Origin of the sequence: Desulfovibrio sp. (genome assembly GCF_019422935.1) — a bacterium.
GTDB lineage: Bacteria > Desulfobacterota > Desulfovibrionia > Desulfovibrionales > Desulfovibrionaceae > Desulfovibrio.
The window spans coordinates 16,899-38,527 of the sequence record NZ_JAHZCJ010000012.1 but is presented as its reverse complement, the minus strand read 5'-3'; the positions used below and the strand labels follow the sequence as shown (position 1 = coordinate 38,527).

The following is a 21,629-nucleotide window of genomic DNA, read 5'->3' as shown; positions in this document are numbered from 1 at the left end:
ATGGAATCTAAAGCTATTGCAAAATTCCAGCGCGTTTCGCCGCGCAAGACCCGTCTTGTGGCCAAGAACGTGCAGGGTCTTGGAGTGGAGGAGGCTATGAACCTTCTGCGCTTCACGCCCAACAAGCCCGCTGGCGTGCTTTTCGGCGTGCTCAAGAGCGCGTTGGCCAATGCCTCGCAGCTGGGCGGCGTTGATGTGGATGCCATGGTGGTGAAGGAAATCGTGGTGAACGAAGGCCCCACCTGGAAGCGCTTTATGCCCCGGGCTCAGGGCCGGGCGACCAAGATTCACAAGCGCACCAGCCACATCACCGTTATACTCGCAGAAGGGCAGGAATAGGCTATGGGTCAGAAAGTACATCCGTTCGGGTTCCGGCTTGGGTATAACAAGAATTGGCAGTCCCGCTGGTTCAGCAAGAAGGACTACCCTGCCTTTGTCTATGAAGACAGCAAAATCCGCGCGTTCGTGAAGAAGCTCCTGTTTCATGCCGGGGTTTCCAAGATCGAGATCGAACGTGCCGGCGGCAAGGTACGGCTTATCCTTTCCACCGCTCGCCCCGGTATTGTTATCGGCCGCAAGGGTGTGGAAATCGAAAAGCTTCGCAACGATCTTCGTCAGAAGTTCGGCCGCGAGTTCTCTCTTGAAGTGAACGAAATCCGTCGCCCCGAAGTGGACGCCCAGCTGGTGGCCGAGAACATCGCCCAGCAGCTCGAGCGCCGCGTGGCCTTCCGGCGCGCCATGAAGCGTACCGTGTCCATGGCCCGCAAGTTTGGCGGCGAAGGCATCAAGGTAACCTGCGCCGGGCGTCTGGCCGGTGCAGAAATCGCCCGTACCGAATGGTATCGCGATGGCCGAGTGCCCTTGCAGACCCTGCGTGCCGACATTGACTACGGTTTTGCCGAAGCGCACACCACCTACGGCATCATTGGTGTCAAGGTGTGGATCTATAAGGGTGAAATCCTTGACAAAGAGGTTGATCAGTAATGCTTGCGCCCAAAAGAGTTAAATTCCGCAAGTGGCAGAAAGGCCGCCTGCGTGGCCTGGCCACCCGCGGCGCCACCATTGCGTTTGGTGATATCGGCCTTAAAACCGTGCAGCATGGCCAGCTTTCCAGCCAGCAGATTGAAGCTGCTCGTATCGCCATGATGCGTCACATTAAGCGTGGCGGCAAAGTGTGGATCCGTGTGTTCCCCGACCGCCCCGTAACGGCCAAGCCTCTGGAAACCCGTCAGGGTTCCGGTAAGGGTGCACCCGTGGGTTGGTGCGCTCCGGTCAAGCCCGGCCGCGTGCTGTATGAAATCAAGGGCGTGAGCCTTGACCTCGCGCGTGAGGCGCTGACCCGCGCCGCTCACAAGCTGCCCGTTAAGACCATCATTGTGGTGAGGGAGGGCATCTAAATGGCTGCCAAGAAAAAGACCGAAACCGCCGCCCGGCCCGCCGCGCAGGATCTTCGCTCCATGAGCGTGGAACAGCTGCGCACGGCTCTTACCGAGCAGCGCCAGGAACTGATGAACGCCCGCTTCAAGCATGCCGCTGCGCAGCTTGAAAAGACTTCCGAACTGAAAGTCATGCGCAAGCAGGTGGCGCGCATCGAGACCGTATTGAACGAAAAGGAACAGAGGGCCTGAACATGCAAGCTCTGGAAGATCGCAAGGGCAGAATGCTGACCGGCATTGTGGTGAGCGACAAGAACGACAAAACCATTGTCGTGCGCGTCGAGACCCTGGTCAAGCATCCTCTGCTTAAGAAGTATGTGAGGCGCCGCAAGAAGTTCACGGCTCATGATCCCATGAACGAATGCGGTATGGGCGACAAGGTTAAAATTGTGGAGTTCCGTCCGCTTTCGCGCAACAAGCGCTGGCATCTGGTCTCCATCATTGAAAAAGCCGTGTAGGGTAGTACCATGATCCAGGTAGAATCGACGCTTCAGGTGGCCGATAATTCCGGCGCCAAAAAGGTTGCCTGCATCAAGGTGCTGGGCGGTTCACACCGCCGCTACGCCTCGGTGGGCGACATTATCGTGGTTTCCGTTAAGGAAGCAATGCCCCACAGCAAGGTTAAGAAGGGCGATGTTATGAAGGCTGTTATCGTGCGTACCGCTAAAGAAGTGCGTCGCATGGACGGCAGCTACATCAAGTTCGACGGCAACGCCGCTGTGCTGCTCTCCAACCAGGGTGAGCCGGTGGGTACGCGTATCTTTGGCCCCGTGGCCCGTGAGCTGCGCGCCCAGAACTTTATGAAAATTATTTCGCTGGCCCCGGAAGTGCTGTAGGAGACCGTCATGAAAATGTATCGCATCCGCAAGGACGACAAGGTGATGGTAATCGCCGGCAAGGACGCGGGCAAAATCGGCAAGGTGCTGAAGATCCTGCGCAAGAAGGATCGCGTGCTTGTGGAAAAGACCAACATGGTCAAGCGCCACATGCGCCCCAACCCCTATGCCCAGCAGCCTGGCGGTATCGTGGAAAAGGAAATGCCTATCCACGTGTCCAACCTTATGGTTGTCTGCTCTGCCTGCGGCAAGGCCACTCGAGTGGGTTACAAGACCATCGAGTCCGAGGGCAAGGAAAAGAAAGTGCGCTTCTGCAAAAAGTGCAACGAAGTAATGGAATAAGGTGATACGATGACACGCCTTGAAAAGATATATAGAGAGAAGGTGGTTCCGGTACTGCAGAAGGAGTTCAGTTACTCCTCTTCGATGCAACTGCCCGGTATCGAAAAGATCTCTCTGAACATCGGCCTTGGCGCCGCTAGCTCGAACAACAAGCTGATGGAAGAAGCCATGGCGGAACTTACCGCGATTGCTGGCCAGAAGGCTGTGGTTACCCGGGCTAAAAAGTCCATCGCCGCATTTAAGCTGCGCGAAGGCATGCCTATCGGTGTGCGCGTCACCCTGCGTAAGGAACGCATGTGGGACTTTCTGGACAAGCTTATGAACTTTGCCTTGCCCCGAGTGCGTGACTTCCGTGGTATCCCTGACCGCGGTTTCGATGGACGCGGCAATTTCACCCTGGGCATCAAAGAACACACCATCTTCCCCGAACTGGAAGCTGACCGTGTTGAAAATCCCAAGGGCATGAACATCACCATCGTCACCACGGCGGCCACGGACAAAGAAGGCAAGTTCCTTCTCGACCAGCTTGGCATGCCGTTCCGCAAGTAGGAGTTAAGCCATGTCCCGTACTTCTCTGGAAGTAAAGGCCAAGCGCAAGCCTAAGTTCAGCGCCCGCGCCTACAATCGCTGCCCGCTTTGCGGTCGCCCCAGGGCTTTCCTGCGCCAGTTCGGCATCTGCCGTATCTGCTTCCGCAACATGGCCCTTCGTGGTGAACTGCCCGGCGTGCGCAAGTCGAGCTGGTAAAATTTCCGGGCGTGCAAACGCCCGGGAGGCGCGCCCTGCGCGCCAGCGGGAAGTGGCGGCATAGTGCCGTCAACCCCGCCCCCAAACTCTCAGGAGCATTCGATGTTGACAGATCCCATTGCGGATATGCTCACCCGCATCCGCAACGCGCATTTGGCCCTGCACAAGGAAGTAAATGTGCCGAGCTCGAAGATGAAGGAATCTTTAGCCGCCATCCTCAAGCAGGAAGGTTACGTCGAAGACGTGGCCGTGGCCGAAAAAAACATTGTTATTACCCTTAAGTACCAGAAGGGAAAGCCCGTCATCAGCGGGCTGAAGCGTGTGAGCACGCCCGGTCGCCGGGTTTATGTTGGCGCGCATAACATCCCCAGGGTGCAGAACGGCCTCGGCATCTGCATTTTGTCCACGTCCAGCGGCGTGCTGGACGGCATGACCGCCCATGAGAAGAAGGTGGGCGGCGAACTTCTGTGCGAAATCTGGTAGGCGGTGCACCATGTCGAGAATAGGTAGACTGCCCGTTGCCGTTCCCAATGGCGTTGAAGTCAAGATCGGAACGGATGTTGTGGAAGTTAAAGGGCCCAAGGGCTCGCTGAGCACCCCTGTCTGCTCTCTGCTCACTTACGAGCAGGCCGATGGTCACGTGACCCTTGGCCGTATAGAAGATACCCGCCAGAGCCGTTCGCAGCACGGCCTGCGCCGCACCCTTCTTGCCAACTGCATTGAAGGCGTTACCAAGGGCTTCTCCAAGGGCCTGGAAGTTATCGGCGTCGGTTACCGAGTGGCGGTCAAGGGCAACATTATCGAGCTTTCTGTGGGCTATTCCCACCCTGTGCTCGTTGAACTGCCCGACGGCATCAAGGCCGTGGTTGAAGGTCAGGTTCTGACCCTCTCCGGCATCGACAAGGAACTTGTGGGCGAAATGGCCGCCAAGATTCGCCGCATTCGTAAGCCTGAACCCTACAAGGGCAAGGGCATCAAGTACGTTACCGAGACTATCCGCCGCAAGGTTGGTAAGTCCGGCGGCAAGAAGTAGGGGGGCGCGTCATGAAATACAGCAAGAACGAATCCCGGCAGCGCCGCAAGATCCGTATCCGCAAGAAAGTCAACGGCACCTTCGAGCGCCCGCGTCTGGTTGTGTTCAGGTCCAACCTGCACATCTACGCCCAGATCATCAACGATCTGGACGGCGTGACCCTGGCTGCCGCCTCTACCCTTACGCTTTCCAAGACCGAAGCCGGCATGCACTGCAATAAGAGCGGCGCCGAGATGGTGGGCAAGGAAATTGCCCGGATGGCCAAGGAGAAGAATATCAATCAGGTGGTATTCGATCGCAACGGGTACATTTATCACGGTCGCGTCAAGGCCGTAGCCGACGGCGCCCGCGAAGGCGGCTTGGAGTTCTAATATGCGTCAGGAAAATACTGAAACTCAGCAGAACGAGTTGGGCGAAATCGAAAAGATCGTTTCCCTCAACCGCGTGGCCAAGGTCGTCAAGGGCGGTCGCCGTTTCAGCTTCAGCGCCCTCGTTGTCGTGGGCGATGGCAAGGGCGGCGTGGGCTTCGGTCTGGGCAAGGCCCAGGAAGTGCCTGAAGCGCTGCGCAAAGCCACTGAACGCGCTCGCAAGAACCGCGTTCAGGTTGCTCTGGTTGAAGGCACCCTTCCTTATGAAGTGCTCGGTCGTTTCGGCGCCGGTCGCGTCATGCTGAAGCCCGCCTCTGAAGGTACCGGCATCATTGCCGGCGGTGCCGTGCGCGCCGTCATGGAAGCCGTAGGCATCCGCGACGTCCTCGCTAAGGCCATTGGTACCAACAATCCGCACAACGTGCTTCGTGCCACCATGCAGGGCCTCGTTTCCCTGCGCAGCGCCGAAGATGTTTCGGCCCTGCGCGGCAAGAAGCTGGAAGCCCCGAGGAAGTAACCATGGCAGAAATCAAGGTAAAACTCGTGCGTTCGCGCATCGGCTCCACGCCTGCGCAGCGCAAGCTGCTGGACTCCCTTGGCCTCAAGCGCCGCGAGATGGTCAAGACGTTCAAGGATACCCCGGCTATCCGGGGCATTATCGCCAAAGTTCCGCATATGGTTGCCGTTGTTGAGTAACGGCCAAAGGATATACCATGCAACTGCACAATCTGTTTCCTTTTCCGGAAGAGCGTAAGACCCGCCGTCGCGTGGGCCGTGGCTCTGGCTCCGGTCTGGGCTGCACTGCGGGCAAGGGCCACAAAGGGCAGAACGCTCGCGCCGGTGGCGGTGTCCGCCCTGGCTTCGAAGGCGGCCAGATGCCCCTGCAACGCCGTTTGCCCAAGCACGGTTTTAAAAACGCCCCCTTCAAGGTCACTTACGACATCGTCAATCTTGACGCTCTCGTGTCGGCCTTCCCGGGCAAAACCACCATCACCCTTGACGACATGTACGCTCGCGGTATTGTCCGCATGGGCGCGCCCGTGAAAATCCTTTCGCGCGGCGAAGTCTCAGGCGCTCTGTCGGTGGAGGCTCACAAGTTCAGCCAGGCTGCTGCGGAAAAGATCCGCCAGGCCGGTGGTAACGTCACTGAGCTGGAAGCGGTTTCTGCCGCTGAATAATTCAGGTGGCCGCGCGCAAGCGCGGCCTCACGGCTTTCACTGGCGTCATTGCCCGCCTCGCGGCGGGCAATGACGTTGCGCACATACTGCGCCACAGGCGCACAAACGCAACGAGTGTTTCATGGCAGTAGGATCGGCAAACAATATGGCGGGCCAGGCTTCGCTGACCAAACGCATCGGCTGGACCTTCCTGATTTTGTGCTGCTACCGCATTGGCGTTCACGTGCCCATTCCGGGTGTTGACGCTTCTGCGCTGGCGTCGTTTTTTCAAAGCATGTCCGGCACGCTTTTCAGCCTGTTTGATATGTTTTCCGGCGGCGGCCTGTCCAACGTCTCGGTGTTCGCTCTGGGCGTCATGCCTTACATTTCGGCAAGCATTATCATCCAGCTTTTGCAGGTGGTCAGCCCCGACATCAAGCGCATGGCCAAGGAAGAAGGGCAGGCGGGGCGGCGTAAAATTACGCAGTACACCCGTTACCTCACAGTGCTTATCACCCTGGTGCAGGGCCTCGGCATTGCCGTTGGTCTGGAGAATATGACCAGCCCCGCTGGCGCGCCCGTGGTTCTGGCACCCGGCTGGCATTTCCGTCTTGTGACCATGGCTACCTTTACGGCTGGTTCCGTGCTGGTCATGTGGCTTGGCGAGCAGATCACTGAGCGTGGTATCGGCAACGGTATTTCGCTGATTATTTTCTGCGGTATCGTGGTGGGCATACCCCGCGGCATCATCCAGTCTGTGGCTCTTATACAGGCTGGCGACATGAGCATTTTCATGGCAATTGTTATCGTGGTTCTGATGGCCGCGGTTACGGTAGCCATCGTGTTCGTTGAACGCTCGCAGAGAAGAATTCCCATCAGTTACGCTAAGCGTCAAGTTGGACGTAAAATGTACGGTGGTCAGAACTCGCACCTGCCTTTGCGTCTGAACACGGCGGGCGTTATTCCGCCTATTTTCGCATCATCGCTTTTGCTGTTCCCTGCTACAATTGGTCAGTTTTCGACCAACCATTATGTAAAGCAGGCAGCCGATTTCTTCTCGCCGCACGGCGTTGCTTACAACGTCCTGTATGTGGCCTTGATGTTTTTCTTCTGCTATTTTTACACGGCCATCATTTTTGATCCCAAGGATATGGCTGAAAATCTGAAGAAAAACGGCGGGTTCATCCCCGGGATTCGTCCTGGTGAAAAGACCCAGGAATACGTGGACACGGTGCTTTCGCGGCTGACCCTTTCGGGGGCCACCTATATTTCAATAGTCTGCCTGCTGCCCATGCTGCTCATCAGCAACTTCAACGTGCCTTTCTATTTTGGCGGCACGAGCTTGCTGATCCTTGTGGGCGTGGCCATGGACTTCATGAATCAGGTGGAATCACACATGATTTCCAGCCAGTATCAGGGCCTCATGGCCAAGGCGCGGAAGAGCGGCAGGCTCTAGAAAGTCGGGGCAGGCCTCTGGCTTGCCTTCCGCTTTCGCAAGCGCGGATGGTGATTGTATAATGAAAAAGTATCACGGCGCATTCATCAAGAATGAAAGGGAAGTGGCCTGCCTGCGGGAAGCAAACCGCATGGTGGCCAACATACTGGATGCCGTGGGCGATGTGGTGGAGCCGGGCCTGCCTACCATGCGTCTTGAAGAGTTGGCGCGCGACATGTGCTCCGACTATAAGGTAAAGCCAGCGTTTCTGGGCTACTGCGGTTATCCTTTCGCTCTGTGCTGCTCGGTCAACGAGCAGGTGGTGCATGGTTTTCCTTCTGCGCGGCTGCTTAAGGAAGGCGATATCGTCAGCATCGACATGGGCGTTGTGTATGAAGGTTTTGTGGGCGATGCCGCTCGTACCTTTCCGGTTGGCAAGGTCAGCGATGAAGCCCGCAAACTCATGCGGATAACGGAAGAAAGCCTGTACGTTGGCATTGAACAGGCCCGGGCTGGCAATGATGTCTATGATATCGGCGCGGCTGTTCAGGATTATGTTGAGGCCGCCGGTTTCAACGTTGTGCGACGTTTTGTTGGGCATGGCGTGGGCGCGAAAATGCATGAAAAGCCCGAAGTTCCGAACTTCAGACCTGGCATGCGTGGGTTGACCTTGCAAAACGGCATGGTCATTGCCATCGAACCCATGGTAACTGTTGGCACCTACGAAGTGGACATTCTGGACGACCAGTGGACCGCCGTGACTCGCGACGGTTTGTGGGCCGCTCACTTTGAACACAGTGTTGCCATAACCCCAAATGGCCCCCAGATTCTCAGCATTTCGGACCGTGGTTTGAACCGGCACACAATTGAAGGTTGACATCAGCGTTAAAGCTGGATAAAGATTTCCGTTCCCGTCCTTAATTTTGAGGACTGCGGCCTGTTGTTCTATCGTGGCGAAGCCGCAAGCCGGATCTTTATTTGGTCAATGCAATGGTTTCTTATTGGAGATGAGGTATGAAAGTAAGACCTTCCGTCAAGAAAATATGCCCCAAGTGTAAGGTTATCCGGCGCAAGGGAGTGCTTCGAGTTATCTGCGAAAACCCCCGGCACAAGCAGCGCCAGGGCTAGGGCAGGAGACTAATTGTGGCGAGAATAGCAGGTGTTGATTTGCCTCGCGGCAAACGGGTGGACATTGCGCTCACCTACATTTATGGCATTGGCCGTACCACGGCCATGAAAATTCTGGATACCACCGGCGTTAACTGGGAGCGTAGCATCGACGACCTCTCCGCTGACGAAGTTAACGAGATCCGTAAGGAACTCGAACAGAACTACAAGGTGGAAGGCGACCTGCGTCGCGAAATCTCCAGCAACATTAAGCGCCTTATGGACATTGGTTGTTTCCGTGGTCTGCGTCACCGTCGCGGTTTGCCCGTGCATGGTCAGCGCACCCATACTAATGCCCGCACCCGTAAGGGACCCCGCCGCGGCGCCGTAGGCAAGAAGAAGTAGCGGTGCGGCTGCGCTTGTCGCAGTTTGTAAAGCGGATGCAGCAATAGTGCTGCCGTGAGGACGAACGGATTTTTCCGCCACTGGTGGAAAAGAATCTGACAAGCTTCCAATTCGAGGTTAGTTATGGCCAGACCCAAGAAAGTGGTCAAGAAAAAGGAAAAGAAGAACGTGCCGGTGGGCATTGCCCACATCCAGGCTTCGTTCAACAACACCATCATTACTTTTACGGATACGCGCGGCAATGCTGTCTCTTGGGCCTCCTCGGGCCAGAGCGGCTTTAAGGGTTCGCGTAAGTCCACCCCCTTTGCTGCGCAGGTTGCCGCTGAAACGGCTGCCCGCAAAGCTCAGGACAACGGCATGCGTACCGTGGGCATCTATGTGAAAGGCCCCGGTTCCGGTCGTGAAGCCGCCATGCGCGCTATTTCGGCTATCGGCTTCAAGGTGGCGTTCATCCGCGACGTTACGCCCATTCCGCACAATGGCTGCCGGCCGCCCAAGCGCCGCCGCGTCTAGTTTGCGCCTAGCGTAAACCGCGCCTAAACCGTAAGAGGTAAAGATAGATGGCTAAATATACTGAAGCCAAGTGCCGCATGTGCCGTCGCGAAGGCTGCAAGCTTTTTCTGAAGGGCGACCGTTGCTTCACTGACAAGTGCGCATACGACCGTCGTCCTTATGCCCCCGGCCAGCATGGCCGCGCGCGCAAGAAGGTCAGCGAATACGCAGTGCAGCTGCGTGAGAAGCAGAAGACCCGCCGCGCTTACGGCATTCTCGAACGCCAGTTCCATGGCTACTTCGAGAAGGCCGAAATGCAGAAGGGCGTCACTGGTACCAACCTGCTCGTTATTCTTGAACGCCGCCTCGACAACGTGGTGTACCGCCTTGGTTTTGCCAACTCGCGCAACCAGGCTCGTCAGCTCGTGCGGCACGGCATTTTCACCCTCAACGGCCGCAAGGTGAACATTCCTTCCTTGCAGGTTCGCGTGGGTGACAGCATTGAAGTGCCCGAAAAGAATCGCAAGATTCCCGTGCTTGCAGAAGCTCAGGAAGTCATTGCTCGTCGTGGTTGCCCCGCCTGGCTTGAAGCCGACGGTGCAGCTTTCAAAGGCTCTGTCAAGGCGCTGCCGCAGCGTGACGATATCCAGTTCCCCGTCAACGAGCAGCTGATTGTCGAACTTTACTCGAAATAAGCGGGGGTTCGCATGCTTATAAAACAGGGCGAACGCCTTATAAATGCACGCAACTGGTCAGAGCTTGTAAAGCCCGATCAGATCATGCGCGAAGAAGAAACCGCCAGCATCACGCACGGCAAATTCATTTGCGAACCGCTGGAACGGGGCTACGGCACCACCATCGGCAATGCAATGCGCCGGGTTCTTTTGTCGTCCCTCCAGGGTGCGGCCTTCGTGTCGGTGAAAATCATCGGTGTGCAGCATGAATTCACCACGGTGCATGGTGTTCTTGAAGACATCACGGATGTCATTCTGAATATCAAGCAGGTTCGCCTGCGCATGGACACAGATGAACCGCAGCGCATTACCCTGCGTGTTGACCAGAAAGGCCCGGTGACCGCCGGGAACATTACGGGCAACCAGCATGTTGAAGTGCTCAACCCTGATCAGCATATTGCCACCCTCACTGAGGATGTCGTGCTAGAGATGGAATTTGAGGCTCGCATGGGCAAGGGCTATGTGCCTGCGGATATGCACGAGGGACTGAACGAGGAAATCGGCGTTATCAAGCTGGATTCCAGTTTCTCCCCTGTGCGCAAGGTGGCCTACACCGTGGAACAGGCTCGCGTTGGTCAGATGACCAACTACGACCGCCTGTTGCTGGAAGTATGGACCGACGGCTCCCTCACACCCGAGGATGCCATTGCCTACAGTGCCAAGATCATCAAGGACCAGATTTCAGTGTTCATCAACTTTGATGAGCGCGTGTCTGGCGACATGCGGCACGGCAGCGGCGAGAGCGGCGAAATCAATGAGCATCTGTACAAAAGCATTGACGATCTTGAATTGTCGGTGCGCGCCACCAACTGCCTGCGCGGCGCCAACATTGCCCTGGTGGGCGAGCTGGTGCAGCGTTCGGAAGGCGAGATGCTCAAGACCAAGAATTTTGGTCGCAAGTCGTTGGATGAAATCAAGGGTGTTCTTTTGGACATGGGCCTTGACTTCGGCATGAAGGTCGATTCCTTCGACAAGAAATATCAGGAATGGAAAAGGAAGCAGCAAAATGAGGCATAGCAATTCCGGCAGGAAACTCTCGCGTACGCCTGCGCACCGTAAGGCCCTGTTGCAAAATCTCGCTAAGGCCCTGCTGATCCACGGCAAAATCCGCACCACGGAAATTAAGGCCAAGGAGCTGCGCCGGGTGGTGGAACCCCTGATCACCCTTGCCAAGCGCAACGACCTGCACGCCCGCCGTCAGGCTTACCGTGTGTTGAACGATCACGCTTTGGTTAAGCGCCTTTTTGACGAGATCGGCCCTGTTTTCGCCGGTGTTCCCGGCGGTTACACCCGTATCCTTAAGCTGGCCATGCCCCGTAAGGGCGACAACGCCCCCATGGCCATTATTGAGCTTTCTCGCGCTCTTGAAGCTGCTCCCGCTACGGAAGCCATTGTTGAAGAAGCGCCTGCCAAGCCCAAGCGTACCCGCAAGCCCAAGGCTGAAGAAACCGCCGAAGCGTAAGAGCTTTGCTGGTTTGACGAATACTGACAAAGGGGCGCACTGCGCCCCTTTGTCGTTTTGCTCCGTTCATTCCAAAATTCAAGGAAGCGATTCGTTGCGTTTCCCTCAGTGCTTCCTCCTCAAATACGCCTCATGTTGGATTTGCGCTGAATTGTAACTACGTTTACGAAGAGCAGACCCTTCCCGATCAATACGCCTGCACTAGCTCATCCTCCAATTACAGTGCACGGTACACTGCCATATTCTTTCCCCACACGTAATGTGCTGTAATTCTCACATAAATTTACTTCATCTCCCTCAAAAATTATCAATTTGTCTCGGCCGTTAATTGGGGTGACAATTGACATCATCAGTTGGAAGCGTGTTCAAAGGCAGATCCAACACGAGAATTTCAGCTTGAAGAAGCCAGATCAAAAAATCACGTTTTTGCATACAGCCGAGCGGGCATGATATAAAGATCAATGGAGCGCCCCATACGTGCCCAGATCGCTGCCATCTTGGGCAAGAGGCTCACCAGCAAGCATCATCCATGACTTCACGCAAGAAATTTTGTGCGTTCCAGAAAATTCTTCAGAGGGAAATACTGTCTTGCCCAGCCGAGCTATTTGCAGGTAGGCGCTGAAGCAGAGGTGGTTCTGGCTGGTACAGAACAAGTCGCATCAATAGAGAACAGGAAGCGGAAGAACAGGCAACCCGTCCGCAGTTTGACCCTCCCCCCGAAAGGTATGCCATTGAAAAGTTGGTGTTCCTGACATAGGAGCACAAGAATGAAACGTAGCAGATTCACCGAAGAGCAGATTATTGGGATATTGCGGCAAGCCGAGGCTGGCGTTCGCGTTGTCGATCTGTGCCGTCAGAATGGCATTTCGGATGCGACCATTTACAAATGGCGCAGCAAGTTCGGTGGAATGAACATCTCTGACGCCAAGCGGTTGCGCCAGTTGGAGGAAGAGAACGCCCGTCTGAAACGACTTGTAGGCTAACAGGCACTTGATATCGTCGTCCTGAAGGACGTGATCTCAAAAAACTTTTGAAGCCCGCAGCCAACAGGGAAGCCGTGCATCACATTCAGGCGGTGCATGGCTACTCAGAGCGGCGGGCTTGCCGGAGTGATTCAGTTTAATCGCTTTTCAGCTAGGCGGCCACCATCTGAGGACCGTGATCTTCTTTTGCGGACTCGGATGCTGAAACTGGCAAATGACCGGCGGCGTTTCGGTTCTCCGCGCCTGCATGAGTTATTGCGCCGGGAAGGGTTGGTGCAGAACCACAAGTGGGCAGAAAGGATTTACCAGGAAGAAAACCTTTCGTTGCGTACCCGCAAGCGAGTGAAGCGTCCAAGCCATGCCCGTATTGTCCAGGCTGGCCCCGATGGCCCAGATGAACGATGGCGATGGATTTTGTAAGCGACTCCTTTATGGGTGGGCGACGCATCCGGATTTTGACAATTGCTGATCTGTGGGATCGTTCAAGTCCGGCGCTCGAAGTGGATATGTCGTTGCCTGGAGTTCGAGTTGTGCGCGTTCTTGAAAAACTATGCCTTCAAGGAAGGCTACCGCAACGTATCAATGTTGATAACGGTCCAGAATTTAGCGGCAAGGCCGTGGATGCATGGTTTTTTGAGCATGGAGTACATCCTCAACAGTCTTTGCGGCTTTGCTACAGGGACTTGATCTACTCCCGCATCAGGTGGTCGCGGCACACGGCCATAAAATCCCGCAAGCATGGGGAAAGCCATTTATCTTTGTGCCACAACATAAATACGCCAGTTTCAAAAGGTCCGCCAATCAACGGCAGCCGCCGCAACGCACCCGCTGCGATGTGGTCACGCACAGCCATTTCTGGAAGTATGGTCAAGCCAAGGCCAGCTCGAACCATACTGATGGCTGCGGCGACGCAGTCACATTCCACTGAGGGTTGGGGCAGGTTGGCTGTTTCCGACAAAAAAATTTCAAATGTCCGGCGATAGCTGCAATCCGAAGCCGCCAGCAGGAGGCTATGCTTCAGGATGTCTGCCGGTCCTACCATCTTCATGCCCGCCAAGGGGTGCTCCGGTGCAGCCACGGCCACCAGCTCATCCGTGCCCAAGAATGCCGCATTAATATCCCGTGCGGACGGCTCGTAGGCAAACACAAAGGCCAAATCCGTCACCCCCCGGCGCAAATCTTCGGCCACGTTACCCGCGATACAAGGAAGAATGCGAACTCTGCCTGTTGGGATCTTGCGCCGAAACGCAAGCAGAACGCCGGGCATCCGGTGACATTCCAGAGATTCCGGAACCTTTATGGTCACGTTGCCCGATGCGGCATTGTCACTGACAGAAGCCCTGGCTTCCTCCTCTATTTCGAGCATTTTTCTGGCGTACTGTAACAGCTTGAGTCCAGATTCCGTCAAAACAACCTTGCGCCCCAGCCGCTCAAACAGGCGAACATCAAGTTCGTCTTCAAGCGCCTTAATACGCATGGATACAGTGGATTGCGCTGCATTCAGGACCTTTCCCGTTTGGTTAAAATTGAGCAGTGACGCAAGGGTGACGAATGTTCGCAAGTCGCGCAGTTCCATTTTATACTCTTCATTCAGGCCGATTGTTGTAATAGAAAATTATCATTGGAAACGATTTCATAGATGTGAAATACATTTAATTAATCAGTTCGGCTAGTGAAATGGCCGGGTAATAAACAATCAGCCACATGTGAGGCAAGCGATGCATAAAATGTGCTCGCAAATAACGGTTGGCAGCTCAAACGTCGGTGGCTATCCCAGATCGGGCAGTCTTATCGAAACAGACTGGCTTGAAGTGAACATTGATAATCCGACGTTAAGAATTTTCGATTGCAGCGCATACTTTCACGCTGAACCGGGAACAGGAATAAGCAACTGGCAGAACGGGCATATTCCTGGAAGCGCCTACGTGGATTTGCTGGAGGAACTCTCGGATCCGGATAGCGACCTGCCCCTGATGATGCCAACGCCAGAACGGTTTTCTCAGGTGATGGGGGGATTGGGATTGGGCCGTGGAACAACAGCCGTTCTTTACGATGACACGGACAACATTTGTGCCGCCAGACTGTGGTGGATGCTCCATGCCAACGGCTTTAACGACGCTGTGGTTCTTAACGGTGGTTGGCGGAAATGGAGCATGGAGCACCGCCGGGTCACACGGGAGCAGCCCGGTTGGTGCAAGGCCGAATTCCCCCTGCGACCAGCTCCTACAGTTTTTGTTGACAAACAGGCGGTACTGAAAAACTTGCAAACCAACCGGGCCCTGCTTATCGACGCGTTGGCCCCGGAGATATTTGACGGATCGTTACAACGGTATGCAAGACCAGGGCATATTCCTGGCAGCATTAATGTTCCCGCAAAAGCGTTGGTGGATTCAAAGACCATGGCTTTTCTGCCCGCAGTGGCCCTCAGGAAAATATTCTCGGAGGCGGGGTTGAGCGTGTTAAGGCCTACTATTTCATATTGTGGAGGAGGGCTGGCCGCCTGTAGCGTTGCCTTTGCATTACACCTGCTGGGTGCTGATAACATAACTGTTTACGACGCGTCATTGTTCGAATGGGCCGCAGACCCGACGTTGCCTCTTGAGACAGGGAAAGTTGAGAGGTAACAGCGGGCTGTGGCGGTTTGAAGAAAAAACGCCATCTGGTAGATTTGCCTCCAAGTAGATATCGGACCTTGCAGCCCAGATTAACCAATTAGTCAAAACTGGTAGGAGTTATCGACTATACAGGGCAAAAAATGACGCGCACCCGCGCACCGTTGTCGCAGGCAATCTCAAACCCGTCAGCTTCCCCAACTCCAATTGGGTTTCAGGGTGGAAATTTTGTCCGTGTGCTCTTATCAGTCTGCCCGCCACTAAACCGGGCACTCCCAATTGTGCAATGAACGGATAAACTCACGAGACTAGAGCAATTGCATGGTATTATACCGCTTTCAATTAGAGCTTTCCGTTGGGATCCCGGTTCTGTTCCTTTGGCGCTTGCCAAGGTTAGCTTGCCTAACGAAAAATTATGCCCAGCAAGGTCGGATATCGGTACCACCCTCTTGCAGGGTTGATGACCAGCAACTGCTCACGAATTGCCCATTCATACATGCCTAAGATGGCTTGAACAATTATGTTTACGGTCTTACGAAAATGGTTTCAGCGTGGGGCATTGCAAGAAGCTCTGCAATGCTTTTGTCGCGGAAATTGGACTTTTCTTTCTTGATGGCGGCAATTTGCGTAGGGTGTCGCGAACGTTACGTATCTCTTAGTGAGTGACAGATGCCGCGTCATTGTCCAGCATGAATCGGAGGTAGCCATTCAAACGCCTGCGAATTTCATTCGGCGTCACCAGGCTTTTGGGGGTTCATTGAGAACCCCATCCAGTACCTGTTGGAGTAGCAGCAGGGCTTGTGGCCGACGGCCAGCGCGCAGGCTGACGCGAATTTCTGTGTGCCCCATGTGGGCTATCAGCCAACCAGGGAACCTGTAGCGATAGTAGAAAATTCCATTCTTTAGGTAAAGGAAGCTGGGAGCTTTGCCGGAACGGAGAGGATGGACGAAAGATGCCTGTGCCATAAATCGACTCGCTTGTGACCCCATTTGTGACCCTCGTTGGAGGGAGGTCTGATTTGGGGGGTCAAAAGGCCGGAAAGGCGCGTTTCAAGCCGTGGGTAAACGAAAAAGGGATTACAACAAGCTGTTGTAATCCCTTATCTTCTTATGGTGCGAAGGGGAGACTGTATAATTATAAATAATATTTTGTTTTAATTAAATAAATAAAATATAAATATTGTTAATACCCCCAAAGATACCCCCAAATGTTATTATGCAAAATAATCTCCTGTGGGGGCGATAAAGTTAGGGCACACAAAATCGCTATGCAAACCCTTAGTGATTCAACAGTAAATAAAATTTATCTTTTCCCTTTTTTGTGTGGGAAGTCTTTATCATTTAGTTCAATGAGATAAATAAGCCTGTGATCATTAACTCTGAAAACGTTCTTATTATTTTCATCCTGAGTCCCAAGAAAGAATAAAAATACTGCCCAGTCAGACTTTACTCTGTAATTTTCTCTTTGAATATTGATAAATTTGTCGACCTCACATAAAAATCTCTTTCTACATCCTTCACTCCATTCTCCCATATTAAATTCAACTTTATAGTTGGCTTCAGGTATAATCTTTACATCATCTCTGTGCTCACTAGGCCACACGACTTGGTTCAATTCAACAGTTAATACCTCTTCGCATATCGTCTTTTTAGCAAATCTGATGGGTGCATATAGCACTTTTTTCGGATCATCGACAAAGCCTTGGGTGTTACCAACTCGTTTAAAACAAGTACGATACGTAGTTCCAACACACCCGGGGATACGTAATGGAAGATCACGATCAAGTGGATAGGCGCAAAAAGCTTCGGCAATTCTCCTAAGTGTGGAGGCTGTCGCATGATGGCGGCTAGCATTGGAGGCTTCCGCCCCCTGACCACGATAGGTGTCGATGCAACCTCCATCAGCTTGTTGCTCTGCTGTAGGCCGCTGAGGGCGTTGTGCTGCTAAATACAGTACGGTTGGCAATACCTCTGGAAAGGTCATTTTCGTTTGAATTGGATGCAATCGTCCTTCTTTGACAATGCTGCGTAAGCCATCTGCTTTGCAACCAATCATATGTGGCTCTAGTGCACGGAAATATGGGCTTACCCTGTATTTAGCGTTTCGACATGCAGCCGGAACCATGCGCACGGCACAGTTGGAATCTGGGCAAATCCAATCATCATCAATACCATTTTGGGTTGCCGCAAGCTCTCGCGCATCAAGCACTTGGCCTGTGGTAACGTTTAGTGCCAAATCAGGCATATATCCTCCCCCCGTCACGGGATGTCGTCCTTGGTGGCCTATTTCGCCTCTTGCGGAGGCACTGCATCATTGCTCGATCCGATCCAATCTTTTGTGATTTTTGCCCAATCGATTGGTCGAGGTGCTTCGTTGGTCCAAACCTTCCAGAAGTCCGGGTCGTCGGATTCAGGACGCTGTCCGTCTTCCATCCTTTTCACCTCGACAAGTACTGGTACTTTTGAAGCGATGCCGAGAAGAATACAGTGACGTGTCGGCAGACTCGGCAGTTCACGAAGCAGCCCGCGTGCACTATCTGGCACCAAGCGTGAAATTAAATCTTGATCTCGATCATTTGTAATTCGGTGCAGAAGGAAAGAATTGCACTGAGACAGCACCGTTTCAGATAGTTCAGATGGTCGCTGTGATGACAGTACTAGTCCTAATCCGAACTTGCGCCCCTCCCGTGCAATTCGTTCAAAAATCCCTCGGCACATATCTGCGGGGCTTGGAATGTCATCGCCATGCGGAGTGCATTTTGCCACAAATGTGTGGGCTTCTTCCAGGACTAGTACGGTCGGCAGGTTCTGACTGTTAAGTTTTCTGTATCGTTGTAAAGACTCCAGTATCAGCCGCGATGATACTGCTACAACGAGATGGAGAATCTCGTACGGTACGAGGGATAGATCTATCACGGCAACTGGACCGTTTGAACCACAATCTGCGCCGACATTGCAATTAAGCCAATCCGAAAGATTTGGAATCTTGTCAGGCGTGATAACATCCTTCATTCGGATATCACCAAGCATCGCTTTGATCCTCATGATCATCGTCGCAATGAATTGGTTCGTATTATTTCCTTGCTGGTTTGCTACGATCTCCAAGTAGTCTGCAAGGCTATTTATATCAAAAATAACTGGTGAATCTTCATTCGAACAAAATTGATGCATCTTTGTTTGATATTGCGCCAACACTTTGCTGATTAGATTAACAATTGCTGACAAAGATTCATCTGAAAAATCATGAAAGGTTCTGTCTTTTTTCTGGTTCGCAGTAATGGTATGATTGAGCTGTGTCTCCAGTCCTATCAGCGGTTGTAATAAAGGATCATCATCTTTGAGTTGTGCTTTATAGCTTTGAATATCGTCGCGAAATGCGCTTAGCTGAGAGCCACAGTTATTCGTATGTGGCCACCCGATAGTTCCTTTCCCCTCGAACTGCGATAAAAACACCAACACCATGCGACAGCGTCCCCAGATTTTGGTCCTCAAATCCAGGGAACCGCAACTTCCAGACCTTAGATCTCGTAACGCTGTCTGCAGGATAGGTTTTTGAACTCTTGGGGCCGCTTGAGCAACTGCTGCCCATTCTGAACTATTCCACATCCAAGCCGGTAACGTGAAGCCTTCAGCTTTGGTGTTAGTAATTGGCGGAATCTGAAATACTCGGCAGCCAGATCCCAAATCCTGGAAGCATGTTGCGTACTCGCCATTAGGATCAAAGATAATAAAACGTGTGTTGGGATTGACATGTCCTTTTGGGCGTTCTTCGGCTCCTGCTGGGGTTTCGGGGTGCTTAATGGACTTTTGAGCCGATTCAACCGCAGACCGCACTAAGGACGCTAAGGTGCAAGACTTGCCGCTTCCGGTGTTGCCTAAGACCGCAAGATGGCGACCAAATAGCTTGTCAGGGTCAACTGCGATTGGTGCATCGTGCGCAATAGGACAGGTCCCAAGTGGAACTCGGTTGTCCGTGCCTTGCCCTGTAACGATGGCAATGGTTTGATCCCTTGTTGGCAGAATTACTGGATCGCCAACTGATGGAAAGCTCTGAACACCTCTTTCAAGGTACCATGTCTTTTTTTTCGAAAAAAGTGTTCCAATTGGGCACACGGACATTTTACGGAGTGGGAAAGGCAGGTCGATCAGGCCAAAATCTTTAAGCCCCTGTCGTTTGGGATAGGCCGACCTTTCCACACCAAGCCATACAACAATCCCAACTACCGCCCCAGATTCATTAGGCAAAAGAACGAAGCTGTTTATTCTTGGAAAAGGAGTCGGGACGCCAGTGTTAAGGGCTGTATTTCTGGGGGAATCAATATCAAGCAATACCCCAATTTCGTCTGGAGCAACATTCTCCACAGTCCCAATTGTCAATGAAGAAATCTTGGAAATCGGTGAGGTCATGACTCTTCCTCCCCGCCCCTATGGGAGGTGGTTTCCCACCCTCGGTTCCGAAGCAAATCAGTCTGCCGTATTGTGATGCGATCGATTGCCGGTTTGGGAAGGTAGTTTTCAACCAAGGTTGGCATATCGCCAAAGTGCGGACCGATTAATAGCGATATTTGGGCCTTTCTTCCAACCTGTTTACAGAATGAACTAATCCTCCCCCCTTCATCACCGAAGGAAATAATAACGAGATGCGTTGAGGGAATCGTCAACATATCAGCTATGGTGCGGTTGATATGTTCATCACCAAAACCATAGCCATAAGTAACAAGAACTGAGTTTGGGCGGCAGACTGCAGCGGCATAATCTCGGAATAACTCGACGTAGGGGTATTCAGAGGTTTCTCGGTCCTTGGCTGCGTTCGGGTATATCATCACAGAACTATTTGGCTGGTCGTCAATAGCGGGGTGGCCCTCTTGCGGGCCAAACGGTATCCCAACTTTTCTTACAAAGCCTTTTCGGTAAACCCAATCCAATGATCCGTGCAGCTTGGTAAGCCGAACAACACCCTCCAGGTAGCGAGGTTCACCGCGTATACCTGGTGGATTGTAGTGCATATCAATGTCCAACCGTGAAGATCTAAAAATCGGTTCAAGACATCCGACAAAACGATCAAGCAAGTGAAGGCCAGCAAGGTCTGCACCATATTCGATCAGTCTGTCGTAATTCGTGGTGAAAATATGGAGCCGTTCCCTCGTCGCTGTTCGGCTAGAGAAGCTAAGCAGAAAGGACACAAGCATAACAAGCGAATCGAGTTTTTCCGAGTCATCATTCTCCACGGCCCTATCGCCACCGGGGGAGGTTGTGACCGGCTCTGATGCCACGTCCTTTTCTATTGCTGTCTTTATATTTCTTTCAGTCGTGGAAATGCCGTTCAGAAATTTTTTGAACAAAGAGTCAAGGGCGGACGTGACCGCAACGTGGCTTTTATCGCCCAAGATTTTTAACCCTTGAGCCAAAGCGTTGGCAGCCCGGATCTGATCTTCAATGTTTGCTTCACCGCGCCCCATTGTCTTGGCTGCACTTTGTGCCGCGTCTTTTAGTTTGTCAGCCAAGGGGAAGTCGCTGTAGTCACAAGCCATGTCAGCTGCTGTGGTTCCGGCCTGGTATGCAACTGCCTTTGTGAAACCACTGCCAAGCAAGAGGGCAAGGTGCTCACTCTGAAAAACAGCTGCTAGCCACGGTTCAATCTGTTTTTTCTGGAGCTCAATTTTTTTGCTCTCTTCGGGGGTTTGGACGTCTAGGTTTTCCTCGTTTCCAATGCGATAAACGTGGGTTCCCCATGCTTTCATAAACGCCCCTTTAGATTCGTGCCGTTTATTGACGAGATATCTAATAATTTCGGAGAGGCCTTGTGCTCTTCCGCTATCTTTCTTGGCTGTGCATGGAGCTTGCAGCAGATTCGATTGTGGTTGGTTCAATCTTCCACATCTTTCCCGTCAGCTCCTAGATAAGCTTAATAGAGATCAAAGCATACGTTCAAGGGACGTGTAAAGCGTTTGCCGTGAAATTCCTAAGTTACGCGCAACTTGTGCAATCTTGGCCCCAGCGTTAATTTGTTCGCGGACTTCGGCTATTTGGGCTGCATCTAGTGCTGCCTTACGGCCTTTGTATTTTCCTTCCTTCTTTGCCATGGCGATGCCTTCGCGCTGGCGCTCCCGAATCATGGCCCGTTCAAATTCAGCCACGCTGCCGATGATCTGCAACTGAAGACGCTGGAACGGGCTGTCTTCCCCCGTAAAGATCAAGCCTTCTTTGTGGAACTGCACCGTCACGGCGCGGCTAGTCAAATCCGAAATGAGCGTAAGCAAATCCTGAAGATTGCGGGCAAAGCGGTCAATGCTGTGAACGTGGAGCGTGTCACCGTCACGGAGGTATTCCAAGCAAGCCTCTAGCTGAGGGCGCTGTCTGCTTTTGCCGCTGGCTTTGTCGGTGAAGACTTTATCCAGGGCAATGCCTTCAAGCTGGCGGCCCGTGTTCTGGTCAACGCTGCTGACGCGAACATATCCAATTTGCTTGCTCATGGGGTTTTC

32 protein-coding genes are annotated in these 21,629 nt (G+C 53.2%); 26 read left to right on the top strand and 6 right to left on the bottom strand.

Features of this window, described 5'->3' with window-relative positions; translation table 11 throughout:
• The 25 genes from rplV (at position 1) to QZ383_RS13595 (ending at position 12,955) form a co-directional block, all read left to right on the top strand.
• Positions 1-339 (top strand): 50S ribosomal protein L22, encoded by a 339-nt coding sequence (gene rplV / locus QZ383_RS13715; protein WP_022658152.1) that lies wholly within the window; start codon positions 1-3, stop codon positions 337-339.
• Between the two features lie 3 nt (positions 340-342).
• Positions 343-984 (top strand): 30S ribosomal protein S3, encoded by a 642-nt coding sequence (rpsC, locus tag QZ383_RS13710; protein ID WP_022658153.1) that lies wholly within the window; start codon positions 343-345, stop codon positions 982-984.
• Positions 984-1,397 (top strand): 50S ribosomal protein L16, encoded by a 414-nt coding sequence (gene rplP / locus QZ383_RS13705; RefSeq protein ID WP_022658154.1) that lies wholly within the window; start codon positions 984-986, stop codon positions 1,395-1,397. Before rpsC ends, rplP begins: the two co-directional genes overlap by 1 nt.
• Positions 1,398-1,628, top strand: a complete 231-nt coding sequence (gene rpmC / locus QZ383_RS13700; RefSeq protein WP_192113621.1) for a 50S ribosomal protein L29 — start codon at positions 1,398-1,400, stop codon at positions 1,626-1,628.
• A gap of 2 nt (positions 1,629-1,630) precedes the next feature.
• Positions 1,631-1,894: a 30S ribosomal protein S17 gene (rpsQ, locus tag QZ383_RS13695; protein WP_022658156.1), complete on the top strand. Its 264-nt coding sequence runs from the start codon at positions 1,631-1,633 to the stop codon at positions 1,892-1,894.
• Positions 1,895-1,903: 9 nt separating this feature from the next.
• Positions 1,904-2,272: a 50S ribosomal protein L14 gene (gene rplN / locus QZ383_RS13690; protein ID WP_022658157.1), complete on the top strand. Its 369-nt coding sequence runs from the start codon at positions 1,904-1,906 to the stop codon at positions 2,270-2,272.
• 9 nt (positions 2,273-2,281) lie between these two features.
• Complete coding sequence (gene rplX, locus QZ383_RS13685) at positions 2,282-2,614, top strand: 50S ribosomal protein L24 (RefSeq protein WP_022658158.1); 333 nt, start codon at positions 2,282-2,284, stop codon at positions 2,612-2,614.
• A 9-nt stretch (positions 2,615-2,623) separates the two neighbouring features.
• Positions 2,624-3,163: a 50S ribosomal protein L5 gene (gene rplE, locus QZ383_RS13680; RefSeq protein WP_022658159.1), complete on the top strand. Its 540-nt coding sequence runs from the start codon at positions 2,624-2,626 to the stop codon at positions 3,161-3,163.
• A 10-nt stretch (positions 3,164-3,173) separates the two neighbouring features.
• Positions 3,174-3,359 (top strand): type Z 30S ribosomal protein S14, encoded by a 186-nt coding sequence (locus tag QZ383_RS13675; RefSeq protein ID WP_012624307.1) that lies wholly within the window; start codon positions 3,174-3,176, stop codon positions 3,357-3,359.
• Between the two features lie 102 nt (positions 3,360-3,461).
• A complete protein-coding gene (gene rpsH / locus QZ383_RS13670) occupies positions 3,462-3,842 on the top strand; it encodes a 30S ribosomal protein S8 (RefSeq protein ID WP_022658160.1) in 381 nt (126 codons plus the stop codon).
• 10 nt (positions 3,843-3,852) lie between these two features.
• Positions 3,853-4,392, top strand: coding sequence for a 50S ribosomal protein L6 (rplF, locus tag QZ383_RS13665; RefSeq protein ID WP_022658161.1), 540 nt, complete (start codon positions 3,853-3,855; stop codon positions 4,390-4,392).
• Between the two features lie 11 nt (positions 4,393-4,403).
• Positions 4,404-4,763 (top strand): 50S ribosomal protein L18, encoded by a 360-nt coding sequence (gene rplR / locus QZ383_RS13660; protein WP_192113620.1) that lies wholly within the window; start codon positions 4,404-4,406, stop codon positions 4,761-4,763.
• Position 4,764: 1 nt separating this feature from the next.
• Positions 4,765-5,277 (top strand): 30S ribosomal protein S5, encoded by a 513-nt coding sequence (gene rpsE, locus QZ383_RS13655; protein WP_022658163.1) that lies wholly within the window; start codon positions 4,765-4,767, stop codon positions 5,275-5,277.
• Between the two features lie 2 nt (positions 5,278-5,279).
• The gene (gene rpmD / locus QZ383_RS13650) at positions 5,280-5,456 is read left to right on the top strand and encodes a 50S ribosomal protein L30 (RefSeq protein WP_022658164.1); all 177 of its coding nucleotides are present in this window, start codon (positions 5,280-5,282) and stop codon (positions 5,454-5,456) included.
• Positions 5,457-5,473: 17 nt separating this feature from the next.
• Positions 5,474-5,938: a 50S ribosomal protein L15 gene (gene rplO / locus QZ383_RS13645; protein WP_022658165.1), complete on the top strand. Its 465-nt coding sequence runs from the start codon at positions 5,474-5,476 to the stop codon at positions 5,936-5,938.
• 121 nt (positions 5,939-6,059) lie between these two features.
• Positions 6,060-7,373 carry a preprotein translocase subunit SecY gene (secY, locus tag QZ383_RS13640; RefSeq protein WP_192113619.1) on the top strand — a complete coding sequence of 438 codons (1,314 nt, stop codon included), beginning with the start codon at positions 6,060-6,062 and terminating at the stop codon, positions 7,371-7,373.
• Between the two features lie 61 nt (positions 7,374-7,434).
• On the top strand, positions 7,435-8,229 hold the full coding sequence (gene map / locus QZ383_RS13635) for a type I methionyl aminopeptidase (protein WP_192113618.1): 795 nt from the start codon (positions 7,435-7,437) through the stop codon (positions 8,227-8,229).
• A 137-nt stretch (positions 8,230-8,366) separates the two neighbouring features.
• Complete coding sequence (gene rpmJ / locus QZ383_RS13630) at positions 8,367-8,480, top strand: 50S ribosomal protein L36 (protein WP_005027799.1); 114 nt, start codon at positions 8,367-8,369, stop codon at positions 8,478-8,480.
• A gap of 15 nt (positions 8,481-8,495) precedes the next feature.
• Positions 8,496-8,864, top strand: coding sequence for a 30S ribosomal protein S13 (rpsM, locus tag QZ383_RS13625; protein WP_022658169.1), 369 nt, complete (start codon positions 8,496-8,498; stop codon positions 8,862-8,864).
• Between the two features lie 123 nt (positions 8,865-8,987).
• A complete protein-coding gene (rpsK, locus tag QZ383_RS13620) occupies positions 8,988-9,377 on the top strand; it encodes a 30S ribosomal protein S11 (RefSeq protein WP_136399285.1) in 390 nt (129 codons plus the stop codon).
• Positions 9,378-9,424: 47 nt separating this feature from the next.
• Positions 9,425-10,051: a 30S ribosomal protein S4 gene (gene rpsD, locus QZ383_RS13615; protein WP_022658171.1), complete on the top strand. Its 627-nt coding sequence runs from the start codon at positions 9,425-9,427 to the stop codon at positions 10,049-10,051.
• Between the two features lie 12 nt (positions 10,052-10,063).
• A complete protein-coding gene (locus QZ383_RS13610) occupies positions 10,064-11,107 on the top strand; it encodes a DNA-directed RNA polymerase subunit alpha (protein ID WP_291446247.1) in 1,044 nt (347 codons plus the stop codon).
• Positions 11,097-11,552, top strand: a complete 456-nt coding sequence (gene rplQ, locus QZ383_RS13605) for a 50S ribosomal protein L17 (RefSeq protein ID WP_291446245.1) — start codon at positions 11,097-11,099, stop codon at positions 11,550-11,552. The genes QZ383_RS13610 and rplQ overlap by 11 nt, the downstream gene beginning before the upstream one ends.
• 767 nt (positions 11,553-12,319) lie before the next feature.
• Positions 12,320-12,535 carry a transposase gene (locus QZ383_RS13600; protein WP_291446243.1) on the top strand — a complete coding sequence of 72 codons (216 nt, stop codon included), beginning with the start codon at positions 12,320-12,322 and terminating at the stop codon, positions 12,533-12,535.
• A gap of 96 nt (positions 12,536-12,631) precedes the next feature.
• Positions 12,632-12,955 (top strand): IS3 family transposase, encoded by a 324-nt coding sequence (locus tag QZ383_RS13595; RefSeq protein ID WP_291446241.1) that lies wholly within the window; start codon positions 12,632-12,634, stop codon positions 12,953-12,955.
• A 268-nt stretch (positions 12,956-13,223) separates the two neighbouring features.
• Here the strand turns inward: QZ383_RS13595 and QZ383_RS13590 are convergent, their stop codons facing one another.
• Entirely contained in the window at positions 13,224-14,111 is an 888-nt protein-coding gene (locus QZ383_RS13590) for a LysR family transcriptional regulator (RefSeq protein ID WP_291446240.1), read from the bottom strand.
• Between the two features lie 142 nt (positions 14,112-14,253).
• Here QZ383_RS13590 and QZ383_RS13585 point away from each other — a divergent pair, with 142 nt between their 5' ends.
• Positions 14,254-15,159: a sulfurtransferase gene (locus tag QZ383_RS13585; RefSeq protein ID WP_291446237.1), complete on the top strand. Its 906-nt coding sequence runs from the start codon at positions 14,254-14,256 to the stop codon at positions 15,157-15,159.
• Positions 15,160-15,882: 723 nt separating this feature from the next.
• Here the strand turns inward: QZ383_RS13585 and QZ383_RS14515 are convergent.
• From QZ383_RS14515 to QZ383_RS13565, 5 genes are all read right to left on the bottom strand, one after another.
• Positions 15,883-16,113 carry a DUF6538 domain-containing protein gene (locus QZ383_RS14515; protein WP_365862065.1) on the bottom strand — a complete coding sequence of 77 codons (231 nt, stop codon included), beginning with the start codon at positions 16,111-16,113 and terminating at the stop codon, positions 15,883-15,885.
• 337 nt (positions 16,114-16,450) lie between these two features.
• The gene (locus QZ383_RS13580) at positions 16,451-17,392 is read right to left on the bottom strand and encodes a hypothetical protein (RefSeq protein ID WP_291446236.1); all 942 of its coding nucleotides are present in this window, start codon (positions 17,390-17,392) and stop codon (positions 16,451-16,453) included.
• Positions 17,393-17,430: 38 nt separating this feature from the next.
• Positions 17,431-19,554 carry a DUF87 domain-containing protein gene (locus QZ383_RS13575; protein ID WP_291446235.1) on the bottom strand — a complete coding sequence of 708 codons (2,124 nt, stop codon included), beginning with the start codon at positions 19,552-19,554 and terminating at the stop codon, positions 17,431-17,433.
• Positions 19,551-20,888 (bottom strand): SIR2 family protein, encoded by a 1,338-nt coding sequence (locus tag QZ383_RS13570; protein ID WP_291446234.1) that lies wholly within the window; start codon positions 20,886-20,888, stop codon positions 19,551-19,553. The genes QZ383_RS13575 and QZ383_RS13570 overlap by 4 nt, the downstream gene beginning before the upstream one ends.
• 174 nt (positions 20,889-21,062) lie before the next feature.
• A complete protein-coding gene (locus QZ383_RS13565) occupies positions 21,063-21,620 on the bottom strand; it encodes a recombinase family protein (RefSeq protein ID WP_291446233.1) in 558 nt (185 codons plus the stop codon).
• Between the last annotated feature and the right edge of the window lie 9 nt (positions 21,621-21,629).